The organism is Nocardia sp. CA-145437 (assembly GCF_050956485.1).
Taxonomy (GTDB): Bacteria; Actinomycetota; Actinomycetes; order Mycobacteriales; family Mycobacteriaceae; genus Nocardia.
The window spans coordinates 5,522,869-5,538,139 of sequence record NZ_CP191204.1 but is presented as its reverse complement, the minus strand read 5'-3'; the positions used below and the strand labels follow the sequence as shown (position 1 = coordinate 5,538,139).

Below are 15,271 nucleotides of genomic sequence, written 5' to 3'. Positions count from 1 at the left end.
TGCTCACGAATCCTGTTCGTGCGCCTGCGCCACCAGATCGAAGAACACCCAGACGCCGCCCTTCTGATAGGCGTCCGGCGTCTCGGAACCGCCGAGGAAGGGGTACGGGGTGGCGATGTAGACCTCGCCGTCGTCGAGCGGGCCGAGGCGTCGGCGGATCTCGGCGACATGACCCGGCTGCAGTACGTAGGTGATGACGCTCGGATCGAACAGGACCCGGCTGACGAAATCGGTGACCTCGGTGAAGACGCCGTAATCCTTCACGCCGGGACTGTACGGGTCGAAGATGCCGTACTCGCCGGTGCGGCTGCTCATCAGGAACGCGTGCCCCAGATCCGAGTAGCCGACCACCGTGTCGTACGGCGGATACTGCTCGGCCCACGCCGGCATCACCCGGTCCATACGCAGGTCGCCGATGAGGCGGAAGGGAACGCTGGTCACCGCGACCATCCAACCAGACCGGCCGGGACTCTCACTCGACAGGTTCCGCGGCACCGGGTAGATATCGAGCGACCGATCGACATGGAGGTGCCCGGTGACCGAGGAATGGCGCAAAGCCGCTGAGCGCGTGCGGAACTGGGGTCGCTGGGGCGACGACGACCAGCTCGGGGCACTGAACCACCTCACACCGGACCGCATCGCCTACGCCGCCACCCGGGCGCTGCGGGGCCGCGCCATCCAGCTCGGCATCCCCATCGACGCCTACGGCCCGCAGGGTTCCAGCGGCTACCGGCGCAACCCCATCCACCTGATGTCCCTCGACGGCGGCGACGCCGAGCTCGCGGGCTACCTCGAAGGCTGGGGCGGACCCACCGAAGCCCAGGTCGCCGGACTGTACGGGCACGGCCCGATGCGCTTCAACGACGACTACCTGATGATGCCGCTGCAATCGTCCACGCAATGGGACGCCATCTCGCACGTGTACTACGACGGACTGCTCTACAACGGGTACCCGGCCGGTTCGGTCACCAGCTTCGGTGCGACGAAGTTGGGTATCGAGCGGATCGCCGAGGGCGGCGGCGTGGTCGGCCGCGGCGTCCTGCTGGACGTGGCCCGGCACCGGAACGTGGACCGACTCGAACCGGCCGCCGTCATCAGCCCGCAGGAACTGGCCGCGGTGGCCGAGGCCCAGGACGTCGAGCTGCGGCCTGGCGACATCCTGGTGGTGCGCACCGGGTGGTGGACCCGCTTCCTCGAAACCCGCAGGCACGGCGAATGGTTCGCGGGCAGCCCCGGCCTGAGCTGGCGGTGCGCGGAATGGTTCCACGAACACGACATCGCCGCCGTCGCCGCCGACAACCCGGCCGTCGAGGTGATCCGGCCCGAGGACGGGGTCATGATGCCGCTGCACATGATCGCGCTGCGGGACATGGGCATGCCGCTCGGCGAGATCTGGGATCTCGAAGCGCTGTCCCGCGATTGCGCCGAGGACGGCGTCTACGACTTCCTGCTCTGCGCGCCCGCTTTGCGAATTCCCGGTGCGGTGGGGACCCCGATCAGCCCGATCGCCATCAAATAGGACCGGCGGCCGGTAGATTCGGCAACGCTCATGGTCGAAAGCGGACAACCCAGTCGAACACCGCGGTACGCGCCGAGGGCCGGTGCCCCCACCGGTCTCGAACTGCTGGACTTCGACCGGCTCCGCGGCATGTCCGTCGCCCTGGGCCGGGAGACCATTCGCGGCGATTTCCACGTGCTGGCCCGGTGCACCGCGGGCAGCGGGCGGCTGACCGTCGACTTCGCGGCACACGAACTCACCGCCGACACCATCGCCTGGATCCATCCCGGCTGGACGCACCGCTGGGACGACATCGCCGACCTGAAGGGCGATCTCGTGCTGGTGCGCTCCGACCTGGTTCCGGCCGCGGTGCTCGGACGGCTGCCGTCCACACCCCCGATCGTGGCCGCCAATGCCCTGACCGACAGTGCCTTCGACCATCTGGCCGGGGAATACGCCGCCGATCCGCCCGACGCCGCCATCCTCGGGCACCTGCTCGGCGCGGTCACCCTGCGGCTGTCGGCGGCCCTGCCGGCGCCGCCGGAACCCACCGACCTCTTCGGCCGGTTCGCGCGCCTGGTCGAACGCTGTCACGCCGACACCCGGGAAGTGTCCTGGTACGCGGCACAACTCGGCTACTCGCCGCGCACCCTCTCACGCGCCGTGCAAGCCGCCATCGGGGTCACCGCCAAGCAGTACGTGAACGCGCGCGTCACCCTGGAGGCGAAACGCCTGCTCGCGCAGAGTCCCGCCACCACCGCCGACTGCGCCCGTCACCTCGGCTTCGACGACCCGGCCAACTTCACCAAGTTCTTCCGTGCCCACACGGCGACCACCCCCACCGGGTTCCGGCTCGAACTCGGTGAGCAGGGCGCGACCCCGGCGTCCCCCGGGTGACGCCGGGTGAACCGCCGCGGCCGTCAGGCCGGAGGCGCGGGCTGCCAGCAGCCAACGGCGGTCCGGGCGGGGTGATCAGAGTCCAGCCGATGAGCAAGGAGAACACGTGGCGGTCATCGGGAAAATACTCCGGAATCGGCGCGCGACGGCCGCGGAGCTGGCCTGGGGCCGGGCGAATCTGGGCGCGGGCGACGTCTTCGAGGTGACGAGCACGGACTTCGCGCACGAGGCGCGGCTGGACATCCGGCACACCATGAGAAGAGTCGGAGGGCAGGATCTTTCGCCCGCGCTGGCCTGGTCGGGGCTACCGGCCGGATATGCCGGACTGCTGGTGGTGGTCGAGGACCAGGACGCGCCGTTCGGCGGGCCGTTCGTGCACGCGCTCGCACTGATCGAACCTGGCATCAGCGAATTGGCGACGGGCGCACTGGGTTCCGGCACCGACGCCGAGGGCGTCCGGCTGCTGCGGTCGAGCTGGGGCCGGGGCTACATGGGGCCCGGGCCGATTCGCGGGCACGGACCGCACCGCTACGTCTTCCAGGTGTTCGCGCTGGCCGAACCGGTCGCGCTGCCCGGCGGCCGGGCGCTCGACGCCGCCACACCGCACAAGGTGCTCGACGCCGCGCGGGCCTGCGGGCGCGGGCGGATCGACGGGTTCTACGAACGTTCCTGACACAGCACGAGAGCCGCGGGCGGCAAGGCCTGCGGCTCTGGGGGATTCGATCCGGTCGTTCATCATCCGGCGGCGTTGACGGGCAGCGACAGCACCACCTCCTGTTCGTTCTCCGGCAGGTAGTGGACGCCCACGATGCGGCCGACCTGGACCAGCGAGACCGCCGTCGGGGGCAGGAACTTCTCGGTGCGGGTCTCGAAGGTGGTGCCGTCGGGGCGGGTGACCACCAGGACCAGGTCCAGACGGGTGTAGCCGTCCCGGATCTCGCCGGGCACCGACAGCGACCGGACCACCGCCTGCGCCGCGGTGCCGCGCCGGGCGATATCGAGCTTGGCGGGCGTGGTGAAACCCTTGCGGATCATGGCCGCGTTCATGGCGTCCTGGGCCGCCGAGGTGTCGCCGGACAGGTCCACCTCGACCTTGTCCAGGCTGTCGGGCAGGTAGCGGACCGGCAGCACCACGCCCGGCCGCAGCAGGGCCAGTTGGGTGAGCGGCACGATCAGCTTGGCGTGCGAGGCGAACACCTTGCCGTCGGCGCCCTCGACCCGGAAGTCGATGCGCACCTGCGGCTGCTCGTTGAGATACACGCCGGTCTGGCGGACGCTCTCGACGGTGCCCAAACCCACCAGGCCGTCGCGGAACTGGGAGCTATTGGTGCCGGTGAAGGCCGACATGATGCCGTCGCCGGTGAAGGCGAAGACGATCGGGATGATGGTCAGGGCGATGATCGGCAGGGCCATCTGCGGGCCCACCCAGCCGAAGACGTCGTCGGCGGTGAGGCCGTGCCACAGGTAGTAGCCGATGGCCAGGACGCCGAGAGCGAGGACGCTGTAACGGATTTGGTTCTTCATGTGTTTCTCCTGATGCGAAGACGTTGTGGTTGCCGCCCCCGCTCGTGCCAGGTGGCACGAGCGGGGACAACGGGGGGGCCGGGGCGGGCCGGGTCAGCCCACGATGGTGGAGCAGGCGAAGACGATCTCGAACTTCTCGGTCTTCGGGCCCGCCATCGGGTTCGACAGGTCCACGCCGCCGACGCCCTCACCGGACACCGTGTAGGTGTTGCCGCTCTTGGTGACCTTCGCCGAACCGCCCGGCATGCCGTTACCGAAACCCACCGCGTACGGCTGGCCGTTCGCGCCGCCCTTGGTGCCGGTGATGCCGACCGCCTGCACGGTGTTGTCGCCGGTGATGGTGGCGCTGGCGGCGAGGGTGCCGTAGGTGGCGTTGCTCTGGTCGGCGAGCGCCAGGGCCAGGGTGCCCGCCTGCTTCACGCAGGTGGTGTCGAACTTGCCGCTGATCGCCTTGCCGTCCACCGACGCGGACGACGCGCCGCCGGCGGGAGCCGCGGAGCCGGGCGCGGCGGAGGTCGCGGCGGTGGTGGGGGAACCCGACTTGGAATCGCTGGAGCTGCAACCGGTCACCAGCAGCGCGGCCGCGGCGGTGGCGGCGAGGACGGCGGTGGTGAGGCGGATCGGCTTGGTGTTCATGGTCATTCCTCGTTCTCGTGATGGTGGCTCCGGGGTGGAACCGATGCCAGAACAGTAGGAATCGGCACCCGGCCTACCGATCCCAACTTCCGGGGCGCGCGGGCCGGGGAAACTGCGATAACGTGGGCGAATGCGACGACCGCGGGCCATGGTGCTGGATGAGGTCTGGCACCGCCTCGCCGGTGTCGAACCCCTGAGCGGACCCCACGGCGGGCCCCTCCGCCGCACCGTCAAGCTGATCCTGGATCCCCTGGTGATCCGGCCCGTCCAGCACCCGGCCTGCGCCGGAGCCATGCTGACCGCCGACGGCGCGGTGCTGCTCGCCGCCCGCGTCCACGCCGCCGCCGACGTCCTCGCCGCCACCGCCGCCTGGTTCACACTGCTCAAGCAGACCCGGCGCGCGCTGCGCATCACCGAGGGCAATGCGCAGGATCTGTACTTCCAGCGCTGCTTCGAACTGGCCACCGTCTCGGGTCGGCCCGATCCTGTGCGGGACCGGCCCGCCGCCGAAGCGGCGCTGCGCGAGATCCACGGGGTCACCGCGGGGCGCACCACCCAGGCGCTGCGGGAGTACCTGTCCGAACCGGAACGGGCCGGGGAAGTCGCCGAGCTGATCGACACCGCGTGGCGGCGACGCCCGCTGACCGAGGTCCCCGATCACGCTGATCTGCTGGGCGAACTCGTCGACGCCTGCGCCGTAACCCGATTCGACGATGCGGACGGTCAGCCGGACCTCGACGACGCTGTCGCGGCGTCCGTGGGCACGCACACCGGGATTCGGCTTTGGGACGGTGGGATCGGCAGTACCGCACAGGAACTCGGACTCACCCTGTACCCGCTGCCGCAACCGCCCGGAGTGGGAGCGTCGGCCGCCACCGCCACTCTCGGACTACCGCTCGACCGCACCATTCACGAGCGGGTCTTCACCGTCCTTCAGGCCTCCAGCGAACGCGCCGACCTGCCCCCGATTCCGGAGCTCGTCGACGCCGAGATCGCGCGCGCCTGCTCGCCCTGGGCGCTGCTGGACGAGTCGCTGCGGGTGGCGGCGGCCGCGGGAGCCCGGCTCGCGGTCGCCCTGCGGCCGCTCGGCGACCACCGCGGACACGGGCCGAACGGCAATGGCGGGAGCGTGGTTCCGCCCCAGGCCCGAGCAGGTGCACCGGATGCGGCGGCCGGCTCACCCGGCATCACCACCGGAGTCCCCGGGGCCGCGACAGATTCGGGGGACCCCGCCGCCGGTGGCGCGGCCGCACGGCTGATCAACGGGCGCTGGCAACGCGAGGCCTACGTCTTGCAGGCCCGGCGGATGGCGGTGCACGTGGGCGCCGTCGACGGGCCGCTGGGTGCCATCGCCGCCGATCTGCGGGTGCCGTGGCGTCCTTACCTGCGGAGGCTGTGGCCGCGATTGCATGGCCGGGATGTGCGCGAATTTCCGGTGTACGCGGCCGTCGAGCTCTGGGACCTCCTCGACGGGGTGGCACGGTCGGTCATCCTGGACCACCGCATGCGGGTGAAGAAGGCCCTGGCCGCCACCGCGACCGCCGAGCCCGAGGCCCTGGAATCGAGGGCGGGATGACGCACTCGACTGTCACCATCGAGCGCTGGCCCGACGCGGTGCGCGCGATCGTCCCGGCCGGAACCCCGGCCGTCGCGCCCGCCGGACCCGGCGTCATGGTGCTGGAAGTACTCGGCGGCCTCCTGACCTGGAATGTCCTTGCCGCGCAAGAACTCCCCGTAGCGATCATCGACGATGTCGACGCCGCCCAGGAGTGGGTATGGGCCCTGTACGGCGAACTGGTCGCCACCGCGCTCGACGCCGTGCGGCCGCGAGCCCGCGAACTGGACAGGGATCTCGCCGAATTCGATACCGCCGCAACCGGTCCGGATACTCCCCTCGACGAGCCGACCGGTGTGGACGACGGGGTCTACGGTGCCGACGCTGTCGATCGCGGGTCCCAAACACTCCCCGCAGACTCCCGTCAGCGCCGCCTGACCGAAGCGGCGACGGCCCCCGGGCTCCCCGCGCTGGTGGCGAGTGCCCGCAGACTCGCGTACGCGCACTGGGCGTCACGCTGGTGGCCGGTCTCGGTACTGGACGGCATCGCCGCGCTCGACCAAGCCCTGCTCGATCGCGATATCGCACTGCTGACCGAGGAGTGCGAGTCGCTGGTCGACGGGGACGACGCGGTCCCGCCACCGGTTCGGGAACCTGTCGAATCCTCGCTGCGGGCTTCGGATTACGCGCTCGCGGCCGGTGACGGTGACCGGATCGGCGCCGCCATGGTGCTCGCCCGCGGCACCGGTGGCTGGGACTGGCGGCGGTGCCCGCCCGGCCTGGTCGACGCGTCCGAATCCGCGGTGTCCTGGCAGGTCCTGCGGGCGGCCGGGGTCACCACCGTCGCCATTGCCGTGGCGGCTCATCCGGACCTGCCCGCAGGGGTGCCCGAGCACCTGCGGCCGTGGGCCCGCGTCGACACCGGTCGTGGTGAGCTGCTGACCGAACTGCGTCCGGGTGGCGACAGCTGGACCGGCGAATCCGATTTGCCCGCATCGGCTTCCACGGTGGACGTCGCCATCGGCGTCCCGGGCTTCGGGCCCGACCTCGAGGCCGATCCACAGGCGGCGGCGCAGGGCGCGGTGCGTCAGCGAATTCGCGACTTCGCGGCCGAACGGCTCCGGACCGCGTCGGCCCAGGTCGGTGACGACGGTCCGTTCGCGCCACTGCTCGCCGAAATCGATGCCGCCGCAGGTGATTCGGACTTCTGAGCATGAGTACGGGTATCGACGAGAACGCGGGCGAGAGCCCGCTGTTACGGGCCGGGGCGGAAGCCGTGGCGCGCGGCGAACTACTGGAGGGGCTGCGGATATTCGAGCGGGCCGCCGAGGTCGAGCACGGGGATCTGCGGTTGTGTGCGCTGGTGGACGTGGCGGTGGTGACCGATCGGCTGGGGGATCACGCCGGGGCGGCCGCGCGGTTCCGGGAAGCACTGGCGCGGATGCGGAAGGACGCGCCCAGGATGTATCCCGGCGCGCTGATCGGTTTGTCACAGGCCTTGCAGAATCTCGGGGATCTGGACGGGGCGCAGTCGGCCCTCGAACAGGCTCGGGAGGTGCTCGGGTACGAGGGTGCGCCGGGCGATCTGCGGCTGGCGTGCCTGGTATCCGCGACGGCGATTGCCCTGCATCGGCAGCAGTGGTGGCGCGCGTTGGAGCTGGCCGGTGAATCATTGGACGCGGCACGGCGGTTCGGGCCGGAGCAGGCCGGGCATCCGCTGATGAACCTGGCCGCCGCGCATTTCGAGACCGGGCGCTGGGAACTGGCCCAGGATTTCGCGGGGCAGGCGCTGGCCGCCTTCGAAGCCGTCGCCGACCCCGGCGGCGTCGCCGAGACACAGCAGAACCTGGCTTTGATGCACACCCGCACCGGCGCTTTCGATGAAGCCGAACCGTTGCTGGCCGCCTCCCAGGAGTATTTCGAGGCGACTGGAATGGCGCATCGCGCGGGCATCGGTCTGAAGGTCATGGGGTTCATCGCCGAGCGCCGTGGGCGGACCGGTGCCGCGGACGCTCAGTACCGTGCGGCGCTGCACCGGTTCGAAGAGTCGCACGCCGTGGTCGAGGCAGCGGACGTGCGACTTCGATTGGCCACCAACGCGTTCGCGGCGGGACGATACGAGGACGGCGAGTCCGAGCTGGCGGCGGCGCGCGGCACCTACGCCGCTCGCGGCCTCGGGCTGCACTGCGCCCAGCTCGACTACTGGCACGCGGGACTCCTGGAACCGCTCGTCGCGCACGTACCGGGCCTGCTGGCGCGAGCGGTGGATCTAGCGGTCCCGGCGGCACTGGCCTTGGACGCCGTCCGCTACGAGCTCCCCGACGGCACCCAGCGTGACACCTGGAACCGCCGGATCGTGAATCCCGCCCTGCGGCTCGCCTTCCGGTACGCCTACCTGGCCGGGGACGCCCGGCTGGTAGCCGACCTCATCGACAATCAGTGCGCGGGAACGATCCTGGACATCGACCGGCTCGCCGCGGACCAGCCCGCACCGCTGGACCTGTTCGAACCCTTCGATCCGCCCTCGGACTCGGCGGCCGCGGTTCAGGACGCGCTGCAACTCGGCACCGCCCTCGCCGCGGTGGCCGCGGGCGCGGGACTGCCCGTCACGCCACCGCCTCGTATCGCGGTGCGACCGGACGGCCACATCGCCCTGGCAGCCTGGCTCGACGCCGCCGAACAACGCTACGGCCGCCGCGTCCGCACCGATCGCGTGATCCCCGCATGACGCCCACCGTGCTGGTCCGCATGGCGGACGCGGGCGACCTCTACCTGACCTGGCGCTGGATCGACGACAGCGCCCCCGCCGGGGTCGGAGTGGTACCGGAAGACCAGGTCGAAGCGGCCATGAGCCGGTTCACCGCCGCCCTCCCCGCACCGGGAGTCGCCGGTGGGCTCGAGAATGCGCTCACCGCAGGTGAACTGGCGACCGCCGAGGCGGAAAACGCGCTGGCGCAGTATCTCTCGTCGGTATTTCTCCCGTACAACCTGGCCGTATCGCTGCACGAGTTCTCCGTGCGAGGTATTCGCCCCCACATCCGGATTCAGCCGTCGCCCCGCACCGCCCAACTGCCCTGGGAACTGATCGCCCCCGACCCGGAGGTGCGCCTGCTGGACATCGCCGACGTGAGCGTCCTCGCCCCGCCCGGCATCGTGCACGCCCCCGCCCGGGTAGCGCGAACATGGACGGACACCCGCGATCTGCCAGTCGTCGCGGTACTCGACCCGCGCGTGCCCGGCTTCCGCGCCGACTCCGCCCTCGGATCCGTCCTCGGCCGGATGGACTCCGCCGCAGCCCCACTGGCCGCGCTCGTCGCCGACCACGCGGCCGCCGGCCGCCTCACCCCGCCCGTCGCCGAACCGGTGGAGGCGTTCCGCCGCACCGATCTCGACCGCGCGTGGCTGAGCCGCGCCCTGCACGCGGGCGCGGCCCGGCTGCTCTACGTCGGCCACGTCACCGCCGCCGCTCCCGAATCCGGCCGCAGCGAATCGGCCACTCTGCACCTGTCCTGCACCGCCGCCAGCCCGGGCTGCGCGCCCGCCTACCGCGATCATCGCCCGCTCTCGGCGCGCGACCTGCTGCTGGGCACGCATGCACTCGCCGCGGATCCGAGCTCCGGCAACCTCGGCGATGATCTGGGCTACGGTCCCGGCATCGTGGGCAAGCGCGCTGGGACGGGCAATGGTGTTGGCGGCGTGCGTGTTCCCCGGACGGGACCCGAGATCTGGCCGATTCCGAGCCGGGTCGCGCTGATCGCTTGTGAGAGTGGTGGCGACCTGCGCTTCGCCGAACCCGTCGGCCTGGTGGCGGCCATGCTCACCGGTGGCGCGGAACTGGTGACGGCGGGGCGTTGGCCGCTGCCCACCGACCTGGCGTTCCGCCGGTACTCCGGCATCCCCGACACCGTGCACCCGTTCCAGGAAGCCGTGTGCGCCATCGACTCCGCGCACGAGACAGCCGATCCGGTCGTCGCCCTCAATGCCTGGCAGCGCACACATCTGGCCGCCTGGCGCGCGACCGGGGCGATCGAGCATTCCCCGCTGATCTGGGCGGCGTTCGCCACCGTCGACACCCGCTGATCGGCTGCCCCGAAAACCCGCGCCCCCGAAAGTCACGGGCCGGAAAGAGCTAATCGCGCCCGCCGATTCTCCGATGAGCCAGACGGATTCAACGGAGTACGGAGGATCGAGTGGCGCGCTTCCTGACAGGCATCCTGGCGGTGATGATGGCGGCCGCCCTGACCTCGTTCGCGGCGCCCGTCGCCGGGGCGGAGCCGGACGGCCTGCGGCACTGCGACGTCAGCGACGGCAGGCAGCCCGACACCGCGACCGCCGAAGAGGTGGGCTTGGATTCGGAGGCGCTGCGGCGCGCGGTCGACTTCGCCTCCGACCCGACCCGCTTCACCGTGCAGGTGTTCCGCAACAACTGCCTGATCGCGGCCGGACCCACCAATCAGCGGGCGGGCGGCGTCCCGTGGAATCTGTGGAGCGGCACCAAGAGCGTCGTGTCCATGGTCGCGGGTATCGCGGTCGGCGAAGGCCTACTGCGCGTGGACGATCCGATCGGCGACTACCTGCCCGCCGGGCTCGGTGACGCCGAACATCGCGCGATCACCGTGCGCAGCCTGCTGACCGAGACCTCCGGCATGGAGATCGCCATCGCCTCCGAAGGCATCACCGGGGTGGCCCGGCTCGACTCGAACGTGGTCGCGCAGGCCCTCGCCATGCCCATCCTGCATCCGCAGGGGGAGACCTGGCAGTACAGTCAACGCGCCGTCGACCTGCTCGTGTACGTGATCCAGCGGGCGGTCGGCGAGGACTTCCAGGCGTACGCGCAACGAAACCTGTTCGATCCCTGGGGCATCCGGCACTCCGACTATCTGTGGGCGCGGGACCGCAGCGGCAACACCTACGGGCACGCCCACCTGGTGCTCCCGCCCGACGACTACGCCAAGCTCGGCCTGCTGCTCGTCAATCGCGGCACATGGCACGGCCGCCCGGTGATCCCGACCGCCTACCTCGCCGAGGCCACCACCTCCAACGGCGTCAACCCCTGCTACGGCTTCCTGATCACCGTCAACGGCCCCGACTGTGAGGACCTGTTCCCGGGCCTCCCCAAGGACGCCCTCCAGATGGCCGGCATGATGCGCCAGGACAACTTCATCGTCCCCAGCCTCGGCCTCCTCGTCAGCTGGACCGGCGTCACGGTTCCCGGTGGCGCGGTGAGCTTTCCGCACGACGTCCTGCGCGGCCTCACCACCGCCTTCCGCACCCCCGCACTCTCCGACCCCGGCCCCTACGTCCAACGTCCGGACGCCAGCATCACCGACCCCATGTTCATGAACCCCGACGCTACCCTCGCCGCCCTGGGCCTCGGCCCGATGGCGTACCCGGGGTGCGGCCTGCTGGAATGCCTCGGCAAACCCCTGTACCCGCCCTTCGGCGACTGGCCCCCCGGCTGTTTCATCCTCGGCTGCACCGGGGCCGATCCCGCGACCCCGGGCATCCGCTGACCCGTCGGGGGCATGGGTTCAGAAGCCGATCTCCACTTCGGTTCGATCCCGGCCGGTATACAGGTCCCAATAGTGGTCGCCCAGTTCGCTATTGGTCATGCGCGGGATGCTGACGCCGGACGGCACCACTTCGGGGTGCTCGTCGACCATGCGCTCCGCCTCGCTGTCGCCGATCAGCACGCCGATGTTCATCAACCCGACGTGCACGCCGGTGCCGCGCAGTTCCTCGGCCAGTTGCAGCACGTAGGCCCGCTGCGCGGCCAGCGCCACACCGAAATTGGCCAGATAGGGCAGCACGCCGTGCGCGGGCGAGCCCGAGGAGAACAACAGGGCGCCGGTGCCCCGCTCGAGCATGGCGGGCAGCAGGGCGCGGGTCATCAGGATGGGCGAGTGCAGCTTCAGGGTCATGGGAACGCGCAGGGCCGCGAGGTCCACGGCGCGGGTGGAGGGTGCGCGGTCGGTCATCCCGGCGGCCGCGCCGTGCAGTGCGACATCGATGTCGCCGAAGGTCCGCCGAATGGTCGCGATGGCCTCGTCGAGCTGGTCCGCGGCGGTGACGTCGGCGGGGAAGGCCTGCGCCTCGATGCCCTCGGCTTTCAGGTCGGCCACGTGCCGATCGGCCTTGTCGGGTCTGCGGCCGATCACGGCGACGCGGAACCCCTCCCGCCCGAAGCGCCGCGCGACGCCCATGCCGAGGCCGGGGCCGAAACCGAAGATCGCGATGGTCTTGCTCATGCTCGCTCCCAGATAAGTTGAGCAGTGGTTCAAGTTACGTCTCCGACGCTAACACTAAGTTGAACCTATGCTCAACATAAATCGTGACCCGGATTTGTAGGATCGGCGGATGCCCGCCCAGAAACCGCTCCGCCTCGACGCCCGCCGCAATCGCGACGCGCTGGTGACCGCGGCGCGTGAGGTTTTCGCCGAACGTGGGCTCGACGCGCCCCTCAAGGAGATCGCCGCCCGCGCGGGCGTGGCCATCGGCACCCTCTACAACCGCTTCCCGGCGCGCGACGATCTGATCGCGGCCGCGGTCGAGGACCGCATCGAGGCGGGCGGTCGCATCGCGGAAGCCGCTCTCGCCTTGGATGATCCGTGGGATTCGTTCGTGTACCTGGTCGAGAAGATCTGTGAACTACAGGCTCACGACCGCCTGCTCAACGAGCTCGCATTACGCGCCGCGCCCAGTCCGGAGATCGCCGCCCAGCGTGATCGGGGCCACGCCGTCATGCGTGAAATCATCACGCGCGCACAGGATGCCGGGGCGCTGCGGGCGGACTGGGTGCTCGAGGACATCGCGTTCATCACCTGGTCGCACACGCGGGTGGTGGAGCAGACCACGGACATCGCCCCCGAAGCGTGGCGGCGCAATCTGGCGCTGATCCTGGACGGTCTGCGGGCGGAAGCCGCTCACCCGCTACCGGTTCCGCCGATCAGTGAGGAGCAGTTGAACCGCTCGCTGCTCGCGGACCCGGACCGCGATTGAGGGACGAACACCGACCCGAAGAAACGGCGGAATCGGCTCCGGTTACCGTCGAGGATGATCGTTCGTTCGCACGTGTTGGAGGTAGTGAAATGGCTGGGATTCCCGCGGTACCGACGTCGCTGCTCGCGGCCGGTGGACTCACCGGCGGCTTCGCGCTCGCCCAGGCCACCAAGAAGCGTCAGCTCGGCGGTGCGGTGTTCGCGGCGGGCACGGCGGCCGCGTTCCCGCGGTGGCGCAAGACCGTCGGCGCCGGTGGCGCGGCCGCGCTGACCGGGCTCGCCATCGGCGCGATGGGCGCCTCGCACCCGCTGGCCAAGAAGATCGGCGCGTGGCCGTCGGTGGCCGTGGTGTCGAGCGTGGTCGCCGTGGCCGCGTGGGCCGCGGTGGATCGTCGCGCCTGATTCATCCGCCGGTCCTCCGGTGTGTGTCGGACCGTAAGGTTCGATCGCGTGCCGGGGGACCGTCCACGCAATACCGTGGAGTATGCGCACTTTCGTTCACCTACTGCTGTTCGCCGCCGCCATCGCGGTGGCGGCCGGGGTCTTCGGTCCGCTCGTCGGCACGGTCGACGCGCGGAATGTTCAGTTCACCGACCTGCGGAACGGCTTCGAGCAAGGCCGGACCCTGGGGCAGATCGGGGCGCAGTCGGGGAGCTTCGTCACCTCACTGGCCATCGGGCTGCTCGCGGTCGCGGCGGTGGTGCTGGTGGCCGCGCTGACCGGGTCCCGCATCGTGGGCTGGATCGGCGTTTTGGCCGGACTGGCTGGACTCGGCGTCCTGGGCTGGCGGCTCGACCAGCGCTTCGACCACGAACTCCGCACCGACTACCGGCACCTGCTCTCCGGCACCTGGGGGCTGTACCTCGTCGCCGGGGGACTACTGCTGTCGCTGCTGCTCCTGCTCGTCCCGCGCGAACGCCGCCTGCCCCCGCCGCCGGGATTCTGAACTCGCGGCTTTTCCGGGCGAGCGACCTGAACGGTGGCCGCGCAATCAATAGAGTCGGGCCATGCCCGGTACACCCGCGGGGTCCAGTCCGCACACGCTCGCCGACATCCTGCCCTCCGTCGCCGCCTCCTTCGGACTCGACCAGCCCAATCCCCTGGCCATCGCGCCCAATCGGGACGTCGTGGTCCTGCTCATCGACGGCCTCGGCGCGGAGCTGCTGGGCCGACACCGCGACCTCGCGCCCACCCTCGCCGCACACGTCCGCACCACGCTCACCGCGGGCTTTCCGGCCACCACGTCGACCAGCCTGACCAGCCTCGCGCTCGGCGCGCCCTGCGCCACCCACGGCATCATCGGTTACAGCTTCGCGCTGCCCGAGGGCGACGGGGTGCGGCTGCTGAACTCGCTGCGCTGGACCCTCGACAGCGCCACCGGCGACACCGCCGTCGAGGCCTACCCGCCGGAATCGGTGCAGCCGCAGGCCAGTCGCCTCGAGGACCTGGCCGCCCACGGGATCGAACCGCACTACGTGATCCCCGGCTACCAGCGCGCCTCGGGACTGACCCGCGCCGCCTTCCGCGCCCCGGGCACCCTGCACCCGGCCTCGAACCTCGATGATCTGCGCGCCGGAATCCTCGCTGTCGCACAGCATTCGGGGACGGCGTCGCGGTTCGCTTACGCCTACTTCGCCGACCTCGACGCCAACGGGCACCTGTACGGCCCCGAATCGCCGCAGTGGCTGGCGGTACTCGCGGAGATCGACGCCGCGGTGGCCGACCTGCTCGCGGACCTGCCGTCCAGCTGCACGCTGCTGATCACCGGCGACCACGGAATGGTCCACGTGGACAACGCCATCGACCTCGACGCGCTCCCCGCCCTGCACCGGGGCGTCCGCCTGATCGGCGGCGAGGCGCGGGTGCGTCACGTCTATCTCGACCACCCCGACGCCGTCGCCGATGTCCGCGCGGCCTGGACCGGGGAACTCGCGCCGCACGCCACCGTCGTCTCCCGCGAACAAGCCCTCGACGAGCACTGGTTCGGGCCGACCCCGCCGACACCCGTGATCGCCCATCGCATCGGCGATCTCATCGCCGTGGCCGAGAATCGAGCCGCGCTGATCCGCCCCGCCCTCGAACCCCTGGAATCCGCGCTGCTGGGCCACCACGGGGCCCGCACCTCCGCCGAACAGCTCGTCCCGCTGATCGCGAACCGCTGAA

Annotated in this window: 16 protein-coding genes; 12 read left to right on the top strand and 4 right to left on the bottom strand. The window is 70.8% G+C overall.

The genetic code is table 11. The features are described 5' to 3' along the window. Positions 1-3 precede the first annotated feature (3 nt). Positions 4-441, bottom strand: coding sequence for a T6SS immunity protein Tdi1 domain-containing protein (locus tag ACQPYY_RS25760; RefSeq protein ID WP_379094805.1), 438 nt, complete (start codon positions 439-441; stop codon positions 4-6). Positions 442-535: 94 nt separating this feature from the next. Between ACQPYY_RS25760 and ACQPYY_RS25755 the strand changes: the two genes are divergently transcribed. From ACQPYY_RS25755 to ACQPYY_RS25745, 3 genes are all read left to right on the top strand, one after another. Continuing rightward, positions 536-1,519, top strand: coding sequence for a cyclase family protein (locus tag ACQPYY_RS25755; RefSeq protein WP_379094808.1), 984 nt, complete (start codon positions 536-538; stop codon positions 1,517-1,519). A 129-nt stretch (positions 1,520-1,648) separates the two neighbouring features. Then, positions 1,649-2,395: an AraC family transcriptional regulator gene (locus tag ACQPYY_RS25750; protein ID WP_379094811.1), complete on the top strand. Its 747-nt coding sequence runs from the start codon at positions 1,649-1,651 to the stop codon at positions 2,393-2,395. Between the two features lie 106 nt (positions 2,396-2,501). After that, entirely contained in the window at positions 2,502-3,068 is a 567-nt protein-coding gene (locus tag ACQPYY_RS25745) for a YbhB/YbcL family Raf kinase inhibitor-like protein (RefSeq protein WP_433591298.1), read from the top strand. A gap of 62 nt (positions 3,069-3,130) precedes the next feature. Here the strand turns inward: ACQPYY_RS25745 and ACQPYY_RS25740 are convergent, their stop codons facing one another. Further along, a complete protein-coding gene (locus ACQPYY_RS25740; protein ID WP_357086327.1) occupies positions 3,131-3,919 on the bottom strand; it encodes a hypothetical protein in 789 nt (262 codons plus the stop codon). A 93-nt stretch (positions 3,920-4,012) separates the two neighbouring features. Continuing rightward, a complete protein-coding gene (locus tag ACQPYY_RS25735) occupies positions 4,013-4,555 on the bottom strand; it encodes a lipoprotein LpqH (RefSeq protein ID WP_433591297.1) in 543 nt (180 codons plus the stop codon). A 148-nt stretch (positions 4,556-4,703) separates the two neighbouring features. On the opposite strand from ACQPYY_RS25735, the gene ACQPYY_RS25730 reads away from it, so the two are divergent. From ACQPYY_RS25730 to ACQPYY_RS25710, 5 genes are all read left to right on the top strand, one after another. Beyond that, positions 4,704-6,131: a hypothetical protein gene (locus tag ACQPYY_RS25730; protein WP_433594730.1), complete on the top strand. Its 1,428-nt coding sequence runs from the start codon at positions 4,704-4,706 to the stop codon at positions 6,129-6,131. Beyond that, complete coding sequence (locus ACQPYY_RS25725; RefSeq protein WP_433591296.1) at positions 6,128-7,321, top strand: hypothetical protein; 1,194 nt, start codon at positions 6,128-6,130, stop codon at positions 7,319-7,321. Before ACQPYY_RS25730 ends, ACQPYY_RS25725 begins: the two co-directional genes overlap by 4 nt. A 2-nt stretch (positions 7,322-7,323) precedes the next feature. After that, complete coding sequence (locus ACQPYY_RS25720) at positions 7,324-8,838, top strand: tetratricopeptide repeat protein (protein WP_433591295.1); 1,515 nt, start codon at positions 7,324-7,326, stop codon at positions 8,836-8,838. Continuing rightward, positions 8,835-10,190, top strand: a complete 1,356-nt coding sequence (locus tag ACQPYY_RS25715) for a CHAT domain-containing protein (protein WP_433591294.1) — start codon at positions 8,835-8,837, stop codon at positions 10,188-10,190. Before ACQPYY_RS25720 ends, ACQPYY_RS25715 begins: the two co-directional genes overlap by 4 nt. A 110-nt stretch (positions 10,191-10,300) precedes the next feature. Beyond that, positions 10,301-11,623 carry a serine hydrolase domain-containing protein gene (locus ACQPYY_RS25710; protein ID WP_433591293.1) on the top strand — a complete coding sequence of 441 codons (1,323 nt, stop codon included), beginning with the start codon at positions 10,301-10,303 and terminating at the stop codon, positions 11,621-11,623. An 18-nt stretch (positions 11,624-11,641) separates the two neighbouring features. Here the strand turns inward: ACQPYY_RS25710 and ACQPYY_RS25705 are convergent, their stop codons facing one another. Then, on the bottom strand, positions 11,642-12,358 hold the full coding sequence (locus ACQPYY_RS25705) for an SDR family NAD(P)-dependent oxidoreductase (protein ID WP_433591292.1): 717 nt from the start codon (positions 12,356-12,358) through the stop codon (positions 11,642-11,644). A gap of 109 nt (positions 12,359-12,467) precedes the next feature. On the opposite strand from ACQPYY_RS25705, the gene ACQPYY_RS25700 reads away from it, so the two are divergent. The 4 genes from ACQPYY_RS25700 (at position 12,468) to ACQPYY_RS25685 (ending at position 15,270) form a co-directional block, all read left to right on the top strand. Further along, a complete protein-coding gene (locus tag ACQPYY_RS25700) occupies positions 12,468-13,109 on the top strand; it encodes a TetR/AcrR family transcriptional regulator (protein WP_379094835.1) in 642 nt (213 codons plus the stop codon). 89 nt (positions 13,110-13,198) lie between these two features. After that, positions 13,199-13,510 carry a hypothetical protein gene (locus ACQPYY_RS25695; protein ID WP_433591291.1) on the top strand — a complete coding sequence of 104 codons (312 nt, stop codon included), beginning with the start codon at positions 13,199-13,201 and terminating at the stop codon, positions 13,508-13,510. 82 nt (positions 13,511-13,592) lie between these two features. Continuing rightward, positions 13,593-14,054 carry a hypothetical protein gene (locus tag ACQPYY_RS25690; RefSeq protein ID WP_379094838.1) on the top strand — a complete coding sequence of 154 codons (462 nt, stop codon included), beginning with the start codon at positions 13,593-13,595 and terminating at the stop codon, positions 14,052-14,054. 61 nt (positions 14,055-14,115) lie between these two features. After that, entirely contained in the window at positions 14,116-15,270 is a 1,155-nt protein-coding gene (locus ACQPYY_RS25685; protein ID WP_433591290.1) for an alkaline phosphatase family protein, read from the top strand. Position 15,271: the final 1 nt, after the last annotated feature.

Excerpts from the sequence above, each read along its gene's own strand:
- ACQPYY_RS25695 (WP_433591291.1), top strand. The coding sequence starts at position 13,199 with ATGGCTGGGATTCCCGCGGTACCGACGTCGCTGCTCGCGGCCGGTGGA.
- ACQPYY_RS25735 (WP_433591297.1), bottom strand. The coding sequence starts at position 4,555 with ATGAACACCAAGCCGATCCGCCTCACCACCGCCGTCCTCGCCGCCACC.
- ACQPYY_RS25740 (WP_357086327.1), bottom strand. The coding sequence starts at position 3,919 with ATGAAGAACCAAATCCGTTACAGCGTCCTCGCTCTCGGCGTCCTGGCC.
- ACQPYY_RS25715 (WP_433591294.1), top strand. The coding sequence starts at position 8,835 with ATGACGCCCACCGTGCTGGTCCGCATGGCGGACGCGGGCGACCTCTAC.
- ACQPYY_RS25750 (WP_379094811.1), top strand. The coding sequence starts at position 1,649 with ATGTCCGTCGCCCTGGGCCGGGAGACCATTCGCGGCGATTTCCACGTG.
- ACQPYY_RS25685 (WP_433591290.1), top strand. The coding sequence starts at position 14,116 with ATGCCCGGTACACCCGCGGGGTCCAGTCCGCACACGCTCGCCGACATC.
- ACQPYY_RS25690 (WP_379094838.1), top strand. The coding sequence starts at position 13,593 with ATGCGCACTTTCGTTCACCTACTGCTGTTCGCCGCCGCCATCGCGGTG.
- ACQPYY_RS25725 (WP_433591296.1), top strand. The coding sequence starts at position 6,128 with ATGACGCACTCGACTGTCACCATCGAGCGCTGGCCCGACGCGGTGCGC.
- ACQPYY_RS25700 (WP_379094835.1), top strand. The coding sequence starts at position 12,468 with ATGCCCGCCCAGAAACCGCTCCGCCTCGACGCCCGCCGCAATCGCGAC.
- ACQPYY_RS25720 (WP_433591295.1), top strand. The coding sequence starts at position 7,324 with ATGAGTACGGGTATCGACGAGAACGCGGGCGAGAGCCCGCTGTTACGG.
- ACQPYY_RS25730 (WP_433594730.1), top strand. The coding sequence starts at position 4,704 with ATGGTGCTGGATGAGGTCTGGCACCGCCTCGCCGGTGTCGAACCCCTG.
- ACQPYY_RS25705 (WP_433591292.1), bottom strand. The coding sequence starts at position 12,358 with ATGAGCAAGACCATCGCGATCTTCGGTTTCGGCCCCGGCCTCGGCATG.